This is a genomic window from Actinomyces sp. 2119, from assembly GCF_003591215.1.
GTDB classification, from domain to species: domain Bacteria; phylum Actinomycetota; class Actinomycetes; order Actinomycetales; family Actinomycetaceae; genus Actinomyces; species Actinomyces lilanjuaniae.
In genome coordinates, this window is the sequence record NZ_QYRR01000001.1 from 381,544 (window position 1) to 397,725 (window position 16,182).

A 16,182-nucleotide genomic window follows, 5' to 3' on the forward strand; every position below is an offset into this window, starting at 1 on the left:
CACCCATTTACGTCACGCCAGTCGTACGCAACACGAGCAAGATGAGTTTCAGGGCCAGGATCTGGCACGCGGAACAGGCACCAGGGCAGTCGTGCGACCTGCTCCCGCCAGCTCGGCCGGGCTCAGTTCCGAACCAGCACTGCCACGGCCTCAAGGTGGTGGGTGTGGGGAAACGCGTCCAGCGCACTCAGTGCCTCCAGCCGGTAGCCGGACCTGAGAAAGACCGCCAGGTCACGGGCCAGGGCTGCCGGGTCGCAGGCCACCAGCACGACGCGCCCGGCCCCCGTCCGGGCAACCGCCTGGACCACCTGGCGACCGGCGCCCTGCCGTGGAGGGTCCAGGACGACGACGTCAGGCCCGCCGCCGTCGAAGGCGCTCCCCGCCGCTGACACTGTCCGAGGCGTCACCCTGCCTGCGGCCACCTGGGTCCAGCGGCAGCCGCGCAGGTTGCGGCGCGCGTCCCTGACGGCCTGGGCGTCCCCCTCCAGGGAACGGACCTGGCCGGAGGAGCCGACAAGCATCGCCAGGGGGAGCGTGAGCAGGCCCGAGCCCGAGTAGAGCTCCAGGACCCGCTGCCCGTGGGCAGGCCCCGGGTCCAGCGGCGTGCGGGTGTGGTCCCCGGGACTCGCGCCCCCAGGAGACCCGCCCAGGGCCGCGCGCGCCACCCGGTCCACCAGCACCGTGGGTGCATCTACGTGTACCTGCCAGAAGCACCCGGGGTGCAGCAGGTAGCGCAGCTCCCCCAGCCCCAGGCCGGTGGCGTCGACAACCTCCTCCACGCGTGGCCTGTCTGCAGGACGTGCCGCTGCCGTGAGCACCTGGCCGTCCAGGAGGACAACGGGCTCGCCCCGGCTCGGGGACACAGCCCTGATGCGCCCACCTGGCCGGTAGCGACTACGCCAGCGTGGCTCCTCCAGCAGGCCCAGCTCCTGGATGCGGGCGACCGCCAGGGGCAGGGACCTGAGAGGAAGGACTCTGTGGGAGCGGAAGGCGTGCATCCCGACCTGGCCCTCCTCACCCACCTCCAGGGTGATCCGGGTCCGGGTACCTGTGCCCTGCACGGACACCTCCCGGGACGAGTCCGCACCCTGGTACGCCTGTGTCGGCAGCACCTCCACGGCGACGCCCCCGGGAGCGGCAGCACCGGGCAGCGCAGCCACCGCCTGGGCCACCTGCGGCCCGCCGACGCGCCGCAGGCAGTCAGCCAGCACCCACTGCTTCCACACGCGCTGGGCGGGCAGGCAGACGTGGGCCAGCTCGCCCCCACCGACCCCGAAGGGACCGGCCTCGGGCCACACCGAGCTCACCCGGTCCGGTGAGGGCTCGAGGACCTCCACGACCTCGGCTCTCCAGGCCCTTGACGTCCGCTGGGTCACCCGGGCGCGAACCGTCTCCCCTGGCAAGGTGTGGCGGACAAACACCACCCGGCCCGAGGGGTCGTCCACGGGACGGGCCACGCAGTGACCCCCGTGGGCAGGGGCCGTGACCCTGAGGAGCAGGTCCTCCCCCTCCTGGTCTCCCGGCCCCGACTGTCCCGGCTTCCCGGTCCCGCTCGGCCACCCCCTCCCGGCAGGCTCAGGGAGACGGACCACCCTGGAGCCTCCAGGACGTCCACGGCGGCCACGACCCTCGGGTCGAGGGCGGCCGGACGCAGAGGATGCAGAAGGGGTACGGCGGGGGGTCACGTGGTGCTCCTGGTAGTCCTGGCAGTTCCTGACAGTCAGTAGGGTACGCAGGGCCGCCACGGTCACGGGCTCAGCCCGGCCCGCCCTGTCCCCGGCGCCTCCGGGAGGCGCGGCGGGCAGCAACGTCTGCGTCCATGACGTCCTCGACTCCCCCAGCGGCACCCTGGCCACCCGGGCCGCCCCGTCCGGGCTGGCCAGGCGTAGCCAGGCGCCAGGGGACGGAGGCCACGACCACGCCGGGGACACGCCTCATAGCCGCCCCCAGACGCGTGGTGGTCGAGCTGAGGAGCACACGCTCCCACCAGTGGCTCACCAGGTGCTCGGGCAGGAACACCACGACCAGGTCCTGGGGGGCGTCACTACGCAGGGAGCGTATGTAGGACACCACGGGCGGCACCACCTCCAGGGTCGGCGAGCCCAGGACAGTCAGCGGGACGGCGACACCGGCCTCTTCCCAGGTCTCCACGAGGCGCTCAGCCGAGCCGTCGCCCATGTCGACCGTGAGCACCTCGACGGAGGCCGGGTGGGTGGAACGGGCGTAGGTCAGGGCACGCACGGTGAGCTGGTGGAACCGGGAGGCCAGGACCACCGCACGCACCTGGGCGGGCAGGACCTCCACGTCCTGGAGCCCGTTGAGCGACGTCTCCGCGCTGACACGACGGTAGTAGAGCCAGGTCACGCGCATGATCAAGCACACGGCAGCCAGGAGCGCCAGGACGGCCAGAACGATCCACGCGTCCCGGGTCGGCCAGGTGCTCAGGAGGCCGACCAGGACTGTTCCGGTCGCCGCTGCGCCCGCAGCATTGAGCGCGCGGGAGCGCCGCATGCGCTGACGCGCGCGGGGGTCGGTTGCCCGGGCCAGCCCGTACGACCAGTGACGCATCATGCCCACCTGGACCAGGGTCAGGTAGACCGATGTCGTCAGCACGTAGGGCGGGAGGAGGCGAGCAACCGAGCCACGGGCCACCACCAGGAGGACGACGGCTCCCAGCCAGGCCATCGCGGCGCACCAGAGGCGGACCCGCCGGTCCCCCGGCTGGCACATCCTGTGCGGCAGCAGGTGGTCCCTGCCCAGCACGGCGGCGAGCACGGGCAGGCGGGTCAGGACCGTGGCGCCGACAAGCAGCATCACCGCCACAGTGGTCACCACTACCAGGAAGGGGACCAGGGGGGCGTCGGCGAAGACGGCACGAGCCACCTGCACGCTGGCAGGCAGCTGGTGGTACCCCTCCCCCACGGGGAGATCGTCACGCAGCAGCTGCCCGGCCGGGTCCTCCACGACCCGCGCACCGACCGTCCCGGCTAGGTAGACGATCACCACCACCAGGGCGGCTCCGGTCGCCAGCAGGACAAGGCCGGAGACGGTGTCCCGCCTGGTGTCCTGAGCGGTATCTCGCCCGCCGCGCCGGGAGCCGTCAGGGCCGCTGCCAGGACGATCACCACGGAGACAACCTCCGCCGAAGACGGGCCCTACCCCGGTCAGGACAGCGGAACCGCTCACTAGCACCCCCATCACCGGGAGGAGTGCTGCCAGGGACGGCAGACCCTGCTGCCCGTGCTGCCCCCCTGTCTCAGGCAGGACCTCCAGGACAGCGGAGTCGGCCCGGCCCAGGCTGCCGGTGAGGTCCTGGGCCAGGCCAGCCACCACCACGGCACCGAGGACCACGGCATAGGCGGGCACACATACCCGGGCGAGGCGGCTCAGCCCCCTGCCGACCTGCCTGTCGGCCCCCAGGACGGCAAGCCCCAGGGCCGCTGCCCCCACCGCCGCCACCTGCACCGTGGCAGGTGCCAGACGGGGCACGGTCACCGCCAGGTAGGAGGCGGCGGTGGCCGTGCACACGGCCAGGGCCAGGGCGTGGCACGTCAGCAGGGCGGCGGCTGTCACGAGCCCCGGCCATGTCCCCAGGCTGGAGGCCACGACCCCGTAGCCGAGGTCACCGACCCCCTGCCCCTCGCGCGCGGTCTGACGGTAGGAGACGGCCACGAGCAGGAGGAGGACCACGCACACCAGGACGGCTCCCGTAGCCAGCCCGGAGGCTGCCGCACCTGCGGCGGCGGCGGCAGCGGCAAGAACGGCGTCGGGGACGTAGGCCGTGACGGACAGGGCGGCCGCACCGGCCCAGGACCGGGACCAGGACGCACCGGCCGGGGCCCACGCAGAGGGGCCGGCTCCGAGCCGTCCCCTCCTGCCACGATCTGCGGTGTCACGCACAGGGCCATTATTGCGCCAGCGCCTGGTGACTGGAGTACCGTCCTCCTCGTGCACTTCGTCATCATGGGCTGCGGACGGGTGGGGGCCACCCTGGCAGCCCGCCTGGACCGCACGGGCCACTCCGTGTCCGTCATCGACCGCTCTGCCGACGCGTTCCGGCGACTTCCCTCGGACTTCAGCGGCCGCAAGGTCAAGGGGATCGGCTTTGACCGCGACGCGCTGAACCAGGCCGGCATCGACGAGGCCTACGCCTTTGCCGCCGTGTCCAACGGGGACAACTCCAATATCGTTGCTGCCCGCGTCGCCAGGGAGACTTTCGGGGTGGAGCGGGTCGTGGCCCGCATCTACGACTCCCGACGTGCTGACGTCTACGCTCGCCTGGGCATCCCCACCGTGGCTACGGTCCGTCAGACTGCGGAGCAGATGATGCGCCGAATCCTGCCCGGGGGTACGGCACGGGAACTGGAGGACCCGACCGGGGCGGTGGCCCTGCTCCAGCCCGACCTCTCCCCGGCGTGGGTGGGGACTCCCGTCCCGGTCCTGGAGGACAGGCTGGGCGTCAAGGTCGCCTGGGTCTCCCGGGGGAACACCGCCTTCGTCCCCCAGGCCACCAGCGTCGTCCAGGAGCATGATCTTCTTCACGTCGCGGTGAACAGCGACCGCGTGGCCGGGGTGCAGCGCGCGCTCTCCCGCCCCCCCGTACAGGAGGACCGTCCCTGATGAGGATCACGATCGCCGGAGCCGGCTCGGTGGGACGCTCTATCGGCCGCGAGCTTCTCAGCCACCACCACCAGGTCACCCTTGTCGACCGCTCCCCGGATGCCATGCGGATCGCCTCAGCCCCTGAGGCCGACTGGCTCCTGGCCGACGCCTGTGACGTCGACGCCCTGGAGAGGGCAGGGGCCGCAGACTGTGACGTGGTCGTGGCTGCCACGGGGGACGACAAGGCCAACCTCGTCATCTCCCTGCTGGCCAGGACCGAGTTCGCCGTGCCCCGCACGGTGGCCCGGGTCAACAACCCTAAGAACGAGTGGCTCTTTGACGAGACCTGGGGGGTGGACGTGGCAGTCTCCACTCCCCGCTTCATGACGGCGCTGGTGGAGGAGGCCGTCAGCATCGGCAGCCTGGTTCCGGTCTTCCGCTTCCACCAGTCCGGCGCCCAGATGCACGAGCTAACCCTCTCCGGTGACTCGCCCGTGGTCGGCAGGCTGGTCCGGGACATCAGCCTGCCCCCGCACACCGTCCTGGCGGCAATCCTACGGGGCTACCAGCCTGTCAGCCCCGGCGGCGAGGAACGCTTCGAGGGGGGCGACGAGCTGGTCTTCCTGACCTCCCAGGAGGGACAGGACGACCTGCACCAGATTCCCCTGCTCTTTACCCGCCAGGACCCCGGGCCCGGCACCGCGCGCGACCAGACCGACCCCGAGGACCTGTAAGAACGTGACGGCAGCCCGCGGCAGGAGGTCGGCTACGAGGCCTGACGACCCGGAGCAACCAGCAGCCACACCAGCCACAGGGTCAGGGCGAACAGCGGCACCCCCAGGACGAGCCTGGCGACTCCCAGCGCCGACACCGCCGAGTCGCCCGCCAGGTACAGGGGAACCTCGACAACCAGCCGCAGGCAGAACATCGCAGCCAGGACGGCGGTCCCCAGCCGGTAGCGGTGCCGCAGCCCGCGCTGGCCCGGGTCGGACCGCCAGCCCATCACCCCCGTCGCAGGGGAGGACCTCGTAGAGGTAGACGCGGAGGAGGATACCGAGGATGAGACCGCGGACACCGCGACACCGACGAGGGGCCAGCCAGCCACGAGCGAGCCGAGGCAGACGACCAACCACACACCGTTGATGACCAGGCCGGTGGCGTAGAAGTTCGAGGCCTCGCCGCTGCGCCAGGCCCACACCGCAGACACCAGGACCAGGACAACCCCGCCTACCGCCTGGGTCGTGCCCTGGCGCTGCAGCAGCCGCAGGACCAGGGCCAGGGCACTGACGCCCAGGGAGACGAGCAGGGCAGGTACCAGCGCCTGGGGCCGCAGTGCCAAAACCAGCACGAAGACGACCGTGGGCACCGCGGACTCGGCGATCCCCCGCAGTCCGCCCACCGCCGCCAGGGCGTCAAAGCGCTCCGCACCGACAGCGCCCAGTCCGCTGCCCCCCGAGGATGGGCGGACACCGCCGACCGGACCGACAAAGCCGGGAGAGGGCGTGCCGCCGGAGGAGGGAGTACCTGTCGTCGTTGTCATCGTGTCGTCCCAGTCTCCTGTCCTCGCGGCCTTGTTCCTCACGGTTCCTCACGGTTTCTTACGTTTCCCCATGGTTCCTCATGGCCCTGGTACGGCTCGGCAGCCACGATAGCAGTCACGGTACGGTTCAGGGGGCGTCCCGAGAAGCTCGTAGGCGGGATTGTAGATACGGGGACGAGGGCTGCCGTCAGCGACCGTGCCCTCGGCCACCAGCCACTGACCGGGGTCGATACCTACGACGCGTCGCTGCCCCAGCCACACCAGGTCCAGGCGACCCGTGCCGTCGAACAGGTGCCCTATCAGCAGCGGCCTGCCCACCGCAGGGCTGTAGGTCACGGCCTGCAGCACACCACAGACCCGTGCTCTGCGCCGCACCAGGACCTCGGCGACAGCCTGGGTGCCGGGGTAGAGCGCTGTCTCCCCCGAGGCCCCCTCCTCTGGCTGCCGCGCGCCGCCGTGGCGCCAGGCCCCGCGCACAGCCCTGAGCACCGCGCTGAAGACACCCATATGATCGACGCGCCTACCGCACCTCGGCAACCGTCGGCCCGGGAGCCAACGGGTCCAGCCCCGGCAGCTCCTCGGCCTCCGGAGCGGCAGCCGCGCCCGGGGCGTGCAGCGGCAGCACCTCACGCGGAGGCCGCGCCTGCTCGTCACGCACGACGACGGTGCGGCGCAGCACCTCACGCAGCTCCTCGGACGGGTCGGTGCTGGAGGCGGCCGGCCCCTGAAGCACCGCCCGCAGGAACCAGCGGGGCCCGTCGACACCGATGAAACGCACCGTGCCCATCGAGGTGGCCCCGTCAGGGGCGCGCATGGGGATCTGGGCCAGGACCTCGGTCCCGTAGTCACCCTCGACCTCCTGGTACCTGGCCCCGGCCCCGGACAGGCTCTGGGCGATGTCGGCACGCAGTTCGTCCCACACGCCCGAACTCTTGGGCGCGGCAAAGGCACGCAGCTCCAGGGAGGAGCCTCCCAGGGCAAGGACGGCGGCGGTGAGCACGCCGCCGGGAGCCTGCTCCAGCCGGACCTGCATACCGTCCACGGCCGGGACGCGCAGGGCGCCCAGGTCCACCCGTGTGACCTCCTCCTGCTCCTTGGGCAGGTTCGCGGCGTCCCAGGGCCCCTGCGTGGATGAGGAGGCGGAATCGCCCTCGGCGGGCGCTGCGGTCCTGGCCGCAGCGGGATCCACCTGCCCGGAGGGGCGTGAGGCCTGCCGTGTCGAGGCCTTCGAGTCGTCTCCAGCGCGACGGCTGTCGTGGTCACGGCGGTCTTCACGACGACGTGAGAACAGTCCCATGCGGATCTCCTGAGCTCGACGAGTATAGGTAAGGAACGCCCGGCCCGAATGCGGACCGTGGCCCTGGACGAGGTCTGCGGACAGGCTCCGGGCGAAGTCTAGGACAAGCCCCACCAGCCGGCCCTGACGCACCTGCGAGGGTCGGCAGTCAGCACCAGGACGGCGGGCGCAGGTGACCTTCGCCGGGATGACCTGCCCACCAGGCGTGACAGCACGGCACCGTCAGCCCGGCACGTCAGCCCGGCGGGAGACCTCATGCTCACTGGATGCTCACTGGCTGCCGCCCAGGCGCACAGGAACCATGGTCAGCCCGCGCCTGTCAAACACGATCGTGTCAAGGTCCGTCCAGCCCCACGCCAGCCGTACGCAGGAGCCCTCCGGACGCTCCGGGCAGGAGACCTCGGACACCTGGGGACCGGTGGTGAGCCAGGTCAGGAGGAGGGCAGCGCCCACCACTGCGGACACCGCCATGCCCACCCCTAGCCCGGGCAGAAGGCGAACGATCCTGCCAGGCTGGGCAAGGCCCGGCCGACGGGCGGCGTGCACGGACCACACCCTCGCCACCACCCAGGAGCTGGCGACGGCGAGGGTGACGCACAGGCCCATCAGGGTCACCCCTAGCACCAGCCAGGAGACGGAGGGAAGAAGGTAGGGCCGGACCGCGATGACGGTCTCAAGGTGCTGGTCCTGCGCGTAGGGGCCTCGAGCAGGCCTGGGCGTACCGAACCAGTAAGTCAGGGCCAGCAGGGCCGTCAGTATGCCTGTGCCCACGCTGGCCCACAGACGCGGGTCCTTGGCCGCCCGCCCCGGGAGGACCACTGCCTGCGGCAGCGGCTCCCGAGGCGCACGACCCGGCCAGTCCCTCATGCTGACGCGCTGGCTGCCGTCAGCCGGCACAGTCAGCACATACCGGCAGGCCCGTGGCGTCGTCGACGTAGGCCAGCTGGCTGCGGTGGTGGACCAGGAAGCACTCCGAGCAGGTGAACTCGTCTTCAAGCTGGGGCACCACGTGGACCTTCAGCTCCTCACGGGACAGGTCCGCCCCGGGCAGCTCGAAGCCCTCAGCGGCCTCGTTCTCGTCCTCGTCAATAGCGGCAGACGACTGGTCCTTCTGCCGCGCAGTGAGCTCCTCAATGGAATCGGCCTCGGGCTCGTCCTCGTTTTTGCGGGGGGCGTCGTAGTCAGTCGCCATGGCCTCGTCACTCTTTCTTTCGACGGCTCTCATCTAGCTCCCAGACCTCAGGTGGATCTCACCAGCGCGGGCAGCCTCGCGGCGCAGGTGTGGTGCCGCTGTGCCCCGTCCGGGAAGGGCACGCGCACCATAGCACCGAGGGACCTGCCGTCAAGTCAGAATGAAGGAGGAAACCGGAGAGTGAAACCGGGGAGAGAAAACAGGGGGAGGAGGACACCTGCCGGGCGCACGCCTCACAGCAGGCACACCGCCCAGCCTCCCGCCGTGGGCAGTCTCGAGGTGGCAGGCTGGGAACGACTGTCGTGTGGGCGTGCACAGGCGCCTCACAAGCAAGGCACGAGCCGCCGCATGAGCCACGGTACCGTCACGACGCTGAGGAGGGCTAGCCATGGTCGAGCTCGAGCTGCTGGGAGCCAACGGGGACACGGTCGTCATGACTGACGCCAACGGTGAGCGCTACAGCATCGTCATCGACGACGCCCTGCGCGCTGCCGTGCGCCGTGACCGTGCCGCCGTCCTGCCGCAGCCGACTCCCGTCCTTGCCGACGCCCCCGTTCGCCCCCGCCAGCTCCAGGCCCTCATGCGCGCCGGAGCCACTGCCACCGAGGTCGCCGTTGCCACCGGGATGGACGTGGCGCATGTGCGCCGCTACGAGGGACCGGTGGTCGCCGAGCGGCAGTGGGCGGTCACCCAGGCTCAGTCCTGCCGGATCGGCTGGGAGAAGGACTCGCCGCTGCTGGGCGACCTGGTGGTGGACCGTCTGGCGACACGAGGGGTCAACCCCTCCAGCCTGGAGTGGGACGCCTTGCGTGAGGGCCGCGACCCGTGGCTCATCATGGTGACCTTCGTCCAGTCCGCAGAGGAGAAGCACGCCCGCTGGTCACTGGACCTGGCAGCCCGATCCGTCCACGCCCTGGACGACGAGGCCCGCTGGCTCACCGAGGCCGCCTCCGCCTCGCGCCGTCCCGCCGTCTTCGACCAGGACTCTCAGGCCCCCGGGGCCTCGGCCCGCTGGGGCCAGGAGCCTGGGAGGGCTGGTGCGCCCGGGGCGGAGCATCCCGGCCACGCCGCCGTGACGCCCTCGTCCCAGGACTCGGTCGGCCCTGACGAGGCTGTCCGGCACGACTTCGGCGAGGGCACCCAGCCTGCGCCAGGACCGTCCCACGTCCCTGAGCCCGCCTCCCCTGGCAACGGCTCCCCGGCCGGACCCGCCTCGGCTGCCACGACCCTGGACGCCACCGACGCCCTGCTGGCGGACCTTGCCTCCAACCGGGGACGACGCATGGAGGTCGAGGTGCCTGCAGAGGACCCGCAGGACGCGCTCCTGTTCTCCGACCAGGCCCCCGAGGCCCCACAGTCCGGGTACGCGGCGGAGGACGGGACCCAGACCTCCGGCATCCGTGCACAGGTCTACTCCATGTCCGAGCGTCGGCGTCGCGGCAGCGCAGGATCACGCCTCGCCCCGGCACCTGAGCCGAGCGACCCCACCTCGCAGACCCCCGCCGTCGGAGTGCCTGCCGACTCCGCGGACCCTGACACCGAGCCGGTACCGGAAGTCACGGCCCCCACCCGGGCGGGCAGCCGTGCCAACCTCGCCACGGACCCCCAGACCTCTGCCGCCCAGACGGCTGCCTCCCCCGCGCCCAGGTCCAGACGACGCTCCCGACGCTCCGTCCCCTCCTGGGACGAGATCGTCTTCGGCGCCAAGCCGGAGTAGCCTCCGGCTAGCCCCCGTGCACTTCTTCTGTCTACCGGCCTACCGCTGCTGGCTCAGGTGACTGTCGTCATCAGCGGGACAGTCGTCTCTGCCCTTGTCAGGGAGCCGTGGACGCCGCGCATCGCCAGCGCGGCCTGGGAGTGGACACGCGAGTCCACCAGGACCCAGGTGCCCCCCATAGCAACCACGACGTCACCGGTGACGTCACGGGCCCTCGGCCCCAGGGGGCCGAGGTGGACGGCGGCCTCCTGCCGGGTGCCGACCCAGGCGGCGCGAGGCCCCAGCCGCTGGCGCCAGCGCTGGGCGACCTCCTGAGCCAGTGCCCCGTCAGCGTGCGGCAGGTGCAGGTGCGTGAACCGGGGCTCCCCGGCGACGGCCACCACGTCGCGAGCGAGGTCGGGGTGATCTGCCAGGTCCAGCCTGTGCGCGGCATCGGTATCAACCATGCCGTGGTCGGCTGTCAGGAGGAGCCGGGTACCAGGCGGTACCCGGCGCTGCAGCTCTGCCAGCGCGGCGTCAAGACGCTCAAGCTGCTCCAGCCACTGGTGGCTGCGCCAGCCGTGGTGGTGCCCGGTGTGGTCAAGCTCACCGACGTAGAGGTACACCAGCGGAGTACCTGACCGCAGCGCCCTGGCCGCCTGTCCGGGGCGCTCCTCAAGACGGTCTGCCCCCAAGTGGGTCGTGCCCCGCAGCGCCGCCTCGGTGAGGCCGGAGCCGACGAAGCGGGCGGGCCCCACGCTTGCCGCTAGGCCGGTCCTGCCCGGAGCGGTCCCGGGCTCACGGCGAAGCCGCTCAAAGACTGTCGGGACGTCCTGCCAGGACCTGGGGTCCAGGGCACTTCCCTGCCAGGAGACGAGGCTGAGCAGCTGGTCCGCACTGGGGACGGTCCCCTCGGGCAGGCGGCCGCCCAGAAGCGGGTTGAGCACGCAGTAGCCCACCATCCCGGTCGTGCCCGGCAGCGCGGTCGTGCCTAGGGTGGTCAGCGCGGCTGCCGTGGTCGTCGGCCTGCAGGTCGTCAGCCCCGCCCCGGTGCCGGAGCCGGTTAGCGCGGACCACTGGCGCAGGACCGGGGCGTGCCCGCGCCGCTGGTCCAGGAGCTCTGCACCCAGCCCGTCCACCAGCACGAGGACAGTCGGCCTTGGCTCGGACAGGCCCCACGCACGAGCGCACCGGAGGGCCTGGTCGTGAGCCAGGACGGCCTCGCCCAGAGCCGGGTCGCCCACGTCGGCCAGCACCAGGCCCGCACCGACAGCGGCGGCTGCCAGGACCTGGCGCAGGCCCGCATGCTGCGTGCCTGCGGGAGTCGCAGCGCCAGGCACCACGTCACCGGTGGGCGCGCCGGATACCGCAGGTACTGCACCCGGTGCCGTGTCCGCCGTGTCCTGGGTACGCGGGGGGCACCGGCTCCCCCCGGGATCGCCGCTCACGAGCCTGCCGCAGCCTGAGCCGTGGCCCGGGACAGGGCTCGGGCAAAGGCCTCGGCGCGGGCCAGGGCAGCGTCCCCCTCCACACCGGCGGCGATCCGCAGGGCGATGTCGTCAGGAGCCAGGACTCCCGACATCCCGTGGTCAGCCTGGCAGTCCGGGTCACCGCAGGTCACAGGCTCCAGGTCGATGCGGCGCACCGCCCCCCAGGAGACGGCGATCGTCATCTCCGTGAGGGTCCCGCCCCCTGCTGCGGGCTCGCTGACCCCCCGGGTCAGGGCCACCGAGCGGACACGACTGACCGGGACGGCCTCAGAGGTGGCCAGGGCGCCGGGGCGGCCGTCCTCCCGCGGGGCGTCGTCGACGTGGACGACGATGAGTCGGCTGGGGGTCAGAGCCAGGACGGTGAGGTGCCGGTGGACCGAGTCGGCAAACGTGGTCTCGGCGTGGACCAGGCTGATCGTGACCTCCTCCTCGCCAGCCGCCAGGGCCAGGGTGTCCAGGACCAGCTCGGGGTAGTAGCCGGCGCGCTCCACCTCCAGCGCCAGGGCGCCGTCCGCGTGGGTGTCGTGGGAAGCCCGTCGTCGCGTGGGAGTCATGCCCGAATTGTGCCACCTGCGCCCCGTCGCCTCCGTCGGAGCGGTCACGGGTCGGGTGTCGTGGTGACAGCCTTCCCTGGCTGTGGCGACAATGCGCCTATGTCGAAGTCCGCCTCCACCCAGGCCCCTCCCCCAGACGACGGAGAGATCGTCGAGCTCGACCTGTCCACGGAGATGCGCACCAGCTTTCTGGAGTACGCCTACTCCGTCATCTACGCCCGCGCCCTGCCTGACGCCCGTGACGGCCTCAAGCCGGTCCAGCGGCGGATCCTGTTCCAGATGGACCGCATGGGGCTGCGCCCGGACCGTCCTCACGTCAAGTGCTCCCGTGTCGTCGGTGACGTCATGGGCCGCCTCCACCCCCACGGCGACGTCGCGATCTACGAGGCCCTGGTGCGCCAGGCCCAGCCCTTCACGATGCGGCTGCCCCTGGTGGACGGTCACGGCAACTTCGGCTCCCTGGACGACGGCCCCGCAGCGGCCCGCTACACCGAGGCCCGCCTGGCGGCCTCCGCGCTGGCGCTGACGGCGGACATCGACGAGGACACGGTCGACTTCTCCCCCAACTACGACTACACGCTCACCGAGCCCGGCGTCCTTCCCGCGGCCTTCCCTAACCTCCTGGTCAACGGAGCCTCGGGAATCGCCGTGGGCATGGCCACGAACATGCCTCCCCACAACCTGGTGGAGGTGGTCGCCGCCGCCCGCCACCTGCTGGAGCACCCGGAGGCCACCCTGGAGGACCTCATGGCGCTGGTGCCCGGGCCAGACCTGCCCGCCGGGGGTGTGGTCGTCGGCCTGGACGGCATCCGGGAGGCCTACCGCACAGGCCGGGGGAAGTTCCTTACCCGTGCAACCGCCCACATCGAGTCCATCGGGCCACGCCGCAAGGGCATCGTCTTCACCGAGCTGCCCTACCTGGTGGGCCCGGAGAAGGTCATCGCCCGTATCAAGGACGCCGTGGCCTCCAAGAAGCTCCAGGGCGTCACCGACGTCAATGACCTGACCGACCGCAAGAACGGCACCCGCCTGGTCGTGGGGGTCAAGAACGGCTACAACCCGGAGGCCGTGCTCGCCCAGCTCTACAGGCACACCCCGCTGGAGGACTCCTTCGGGATCAACAACGTGTGCCTGGTTGAGGGGCAGCCGCGCACTCTGGGGCTGCGCGGGCTCCTGGAGGTGTTCCTGCGCCACCGCACCGAGGTCGTCACCCGCCGCACCCGGTTCCGACTGGAACGGCGCCGTGAGCGGGCGCACCTGGTTGACGGCCTGCTCATCGCCATCCTGGACATCGACGAGGTCATTGCCGTCATCCGCTCCTCCCAGGACGCCGAGGCCGCACGCACCAGGCTCCAGCAGGTCTTTGACCTCACCGAGGTTCAGGCGGCCTACATCCTGGAGCTCCAGCTGCGTCGGCTCACCAGGTACTCCGTTATCGAGCTGGAGAAGGAGAAGGAGGAGCTGGCCCGGGAGATCGGCAGACTGGAGGCGGTGCTGGCTGACGAGGCCCTGCTGCGCGACGTGGTCTCCCGCGAGCTGGCCGCCGTGGCCGAGGAGTTCGGCACGCCACGGCGCACCGTGCTGCTGGAGTCCTCCGGCGAGGACGTCGTGGGGGCCGCCCAGGTCTCGGACAGGGCAGAGGCGGGGGGAGGACCAGGCTCAGCCCCCCGGCACCAGGCGGTGGCACTCACGGCCGGTAGCACGCAGGTACCCCTGACTGTCCCCGACGTACCCTGTCAGGTGCTCCTGTCCGCCACAGGCCTGGTCGCGCGCACCAGCGGCCCTGAGCCGGTAGCCCGCACCGGTGCCCGTCGCCCGCACGACGCCCTGACCTCCCAGGTCCCAGCCACGACGCGCGGCACGGTCGGTGCCGTGACGGACACCGGGCGCCTCGTCCTCATGGACGTGGTCTCCGTGCCAGAGGTCGAGCGGACCGGGGAGGCACCCTCCCTGGCCGGCTGCGCACCGGTGCACCAGCTGGTAGACACCGCCTCCGGGGAGAAGGTGGTCGGGCTGGTCCCCGTAGGCCCCGCCCAGACCGACCCCGTGGTCCTCGTGACGGCCCAGGGCGTGGTCAAGCGGGTACGTCCCGGGGACGAGCCCCGCAACGGCCAGACCTGGGGGGTCATCTCCCTGTCCGAGGGGGACCGGGTGGTGTGCGCAACCACTGCCGCCGACTCCGACTTCCTCGCCCTGGTCTCCTCCGACGCCCAGCTGCTGCGCTTCCAGGCCGCCAGGGTCCGGCCCCAGGGTCGGGGCGCCGCCGGGATGGCAGGCATCTCCCTGCGCCCCGGAGCCCGGGTGGTCTTTGGCGGAGCCGTCCCTGAGGAGCTGGTTGCCGAGGCCGTGGTGGTGACCGTCGCCGGTGCCGGGCAGACACTGCCCGGCACCGGCGGAGGCAGCGTCAAGGTCACTCCCCTGGACCGCTACCCGGCCAAGGGACGTGCCACGGCGGGTGTGCGCACGCACCGCTTCCTCCACGGAGAGCATGAGCTGGTGCTGGCGTGGGTCGGCGTGGCCCCCGTCAGGGCAGTGCGCTCTGGCGGCAGACCGACCCCTCTGCCGGAGCCTGACGAGCGCCGGGACGGCTCGGGGACCCAGCCAGACTCGCCAGTCACCGGAGTCGGCTGAGCTGCGGGTACCCGGCTGATGACCCTGCGGAGTGCGCCTGTGTGCCTGGCTGGAGCCCCTACCCGCCCCGCGGCACGCCAGCACACGGCCCAGGTCTGACGTGCCAGCCGCCTCTACACGTCCAGGACGTAGAGGACTGTCCCGCGCGTGGGCTCGTAGCCCAGGGACTCGTACAGGTCAACCGCTCCTGAGGGGTTGTCCGTGTCCACGCCTGCGGCCGCGTACTCCATGCCGTCAACCGCGTAGGCCTGCATGGCGGCACACAGCAGTGCCGAGCCCACGCGTCGGCTGCGGTAGTCACGCAGCACACCCAGCATGTCGGTGTAGCCCTCTGTCCAGCCCAGAGCCTCCCAGTCCTGCTCGTAGCGGCTGGAGCGAAGGTAGCCGGCCACCCGGGCACGGTCGCCGGAGCGGTCCATGGCGACAAAGCTCCAGCGGGGCGCGAAGTAGGCGTCTCCCTGCGCCCACTCCTCGGGGGTCAGGCTCCGCGAGCCCCAGCCCTCTCCTATGGCCTGGTTGTGCGCCCGGCGTACAGCGTCGTCAATCTCGGGCGTCCACGGCTCGACCCGCAGGAAGCCGTCCAGCTGGACCACCGGGATGTCCAGGGCCAGGGAGCGACGTACCTCGCGGTACCAGCGGCGGGGCTCGAAGCCCATGTGCCTCAGGTGCTCCTGCATCCGCTCGTCACCCTCCAGGACCGTGGTGACCACGTGGGCAGGCTGGTGCCGCGCCCTGGGACCGGCGGAGTCGGCCAGCGAGACCGCCCGCTCGGCCCCTACGAGGTGGCGCGCCCGCTCAGCCTGCCAGTGCAGCAGCGAGCGCCCGATCCCCTGCCCACGCCTGCTCGGGTCCACGACCCCGGTCATGGAGGCGTAGATCTCCCCAGCAGGGCGCAGACGTACCAGCCCGAAGGCACGCATGACCCCCTCCTCGTCGCGGCCTGCGACACCGGAGTAGGTGGGATCGATGAAGTACTCGGCGGTCTCCTGGGCGGTGGTCCGGTAGGGGGGGTCGTCCACCGTCTCTGCGCGGGAGATGAGAGCGGCGAGCTCGGTGTTGTCCTCAGGGCTCAGCGGCATCCACGACAGCTGGCGCGACAGCGAGGACCGGGGTCCGGGACGCAGCATGGCCCACGGGGACCAGCCCCCGCCACGAGGGGAACCATAGACTGGAGCCATAA

14 protein-coding genes are annotated in these 16,182 nt (G+C 71.7%); 4 read left to right on the forward strand and 10 right to left on the reverse strand.

Annotation, left to right across the window (positions count from 1 at the left end; genetic code table 11):
* Nucleotides 1-122: 122 nt before the first annotated feature.
* Together D4740_RS01505 and D4740_RS01510 are read right to left on the reverse strand one after the other, a co-directional pair.
* Nucleotides 123-1,592, reverse strand: coding sequence for a class I SAM-dependent RNA methyltransferase (locus D4740_RS01505; protein WP_119835259.1), 1,470 nt, complete (start codon nt 1,590-1,592; stop codon nt 123-125).
* Between the two features lie 163 nt (nt 1,593-1,755).
* Nucleotides 1,756-3,900: a DNA-binding protein gene (locus D4740_RS01510; protein WP_182911300.1), complete on the reverse strand. Its 2,145-nt coding sequence runs from the start codon at nt 3,898-3,900 to the stop codon at nt 1,756-1,758.
* A gap of 48 nt (nt 3,901-3,948) precedes the next feature.
* Between D4740_RS01510 and D4740_RS01520 the strand changes: the two genes are divergently transcribed.
* Both D4740_RS01520 and D4740_RS01525 read left to right on the forward strand, forming a co-directional pair.
* Nucleotides 3,949-4,620 carry a TrkA family potassium uptake protein gene (locus D4740_RS01520; protein ID WP_119835151.1) on the forward strand — a complete coding sequence of 224 codons (672 nt, stop codon included), beginning with the start codon at nt 3,949-3,951 and terminating at the stop codon, nt 4,618-4,620.
* Nucleotides 4,620-5,336 (forward strand): TrkA family potassium uptake protein, encoded by a 717-nt coding sequence (locus D4740_RS01525; protein ID WP_119835152.1) that lies wholly within the window; start codon nt 4,620-4,622, stop codon nt 5,334-5,336. The genes D4740_RS01520 and D4740_RS01525 overlap by 1 nt, the downstream gene beginning before the upstream one ends.
* A 32-nt stretch (nt 5,337-5,368) precedes the next feature.
* Here D4740_RS01525 and D4740_RS01530 read toward each other — a convergent pair whose 3' ends face one another.
* From D4740_RS01530 to D4740_RS01550, 5 genes are all read right to left on the reverse strand, one after another.
* Nucleotides 5,369-6,142: a DUF3159 domain-containing protein gene (locus D4740_RS01530; protein WP_119835153.1), complete on the reverse strand. Its 774-nt coding sequence runs from the start codon at nt 6,140-6,142 to the stop codon at nt 5,369-5,371.
* A gap of 78 nt (nt 6,143-6,220) precedes the next feature.
* On the reverse strand, nt 6,221-6,649 hold the full coding sequence (locus D4740_RS01535) for an OB-fold nucleic acid binding domain-containing protein (RefSeq protein WP_119835154.1): 429 nt from the start codon (nt 6,647-6,649) through the stop codon (nt 6,221-6,223).
* 13 nt (nt 6,650-6,662) lie between these two features.
* Entirely contained in the window at nt 6,663-7,439 is a 777-nt protein-coding gene (locus tag D4740_RS01540) for a DUF3710 domain-containing protein (protein ID WP_119835155.1), read from the reverse strand.
* A 270-nt stretch (nt 7,440-7,709) separates the two neighbouring features.
* Nucleotides 7,710-8,306, reverse strand: a complete 597-nt coding sequence (locus D4740_RS01545; RefSeq protein ID WP_147392813.1) for a hypothetical protein — start codon at nt 8,304-8,306, stop codon at nt 7,710-7,712.
* Between the two features lie 19 nt (nt 8,307-8,325).
* The gene (locus D4740_RS01550) at nt 8,326-8,631 is read right to left on the reverse strand and encodes a DUF4193 domain-containing protein (RefSeq protein ID WP_119835157.1); all 306 of its coding nucleotides are present in this window, start codon (nt 8,629-8,631) and stop codon (nt 8,326-8,328) included.
* Between the two features lie 388 nt (nt 8,632-9,019).
* Between D4740_RS01550 and sepH the strand changes: the two genes are divergently transcribed.
* On the forward strand, nt 9,020-10,348 hold the full coding sequence (gene sepH / locus D4740_RS01555; RefSeq protein ID WP_119835158.1) for a septation protein SepH: 1,329 nt from the start codon (nt 9,020-9,022) through the stop codon (nt 10,346-10,348).
* Nucleotides 10,349-10,401: 53 nt separating this feature from the next.
* On the opposite strand, the gene D4740_RS01560 is transcribed toward sepH, so the two are convergent.
* Nucleotides 10,402-11,670 carry an alkaline phosphatase family protein gene (locus tag D4740_RS01560; protein WP_182911313.1) on the reverse strand — a complete coding sequence of 423 codons (1,269 nt, stop codon included), beginning with the start codon at nt 11,668-11,670 and terminating at the stop codon, nt 10,402-10,404.
* Nucleotides 11,671-11,771: 101 nt separating this feature from the next.
* Complete coding sequence (locus tag D4740_RS01565; protein WP_119835159.1) at nt 11,772-12,371, reverse strand: DUF5998 family protein; 600 nt, start codon at nt 12,369-12,371, stop codon at nt 11,772-11,774.
* 99 nt (nt 12,372-12,470) lie between these two features.
* Here D4740_RS01565 and D4740_RS01570 point away from each other — a divergent pair, with 99 nt between their 5' ends.
* Entirely contained in the window at nt 12,471-15,002 is a 2,532-nt protein-coding gene (locus tag D4740_RS01570) for a DNA topoisomerase (ATP-hydrolyzing) subunit A (protein WP_119835160.1), read from the forward strand.
* 113 nt (nt 15,003-15,115) lie between these two features.
* On the opposite strand, the gene D4740_RS01575 is transcribed toward D4740_RS01570, so the two are convergent.
* Nucleotides 15,116-16,180, reverse strand: coding sequence for a GNAT family N-acetyltransferase (locus tag D4740_RS01575; protein ID WP_119835161.1), 1,065 nt, complete (start codon nt 16,178-16,180; stop codon nt 15,116-15,118).
* Nucleotides 16,181-16,182 lie beyond the last annotated feature (2 nt).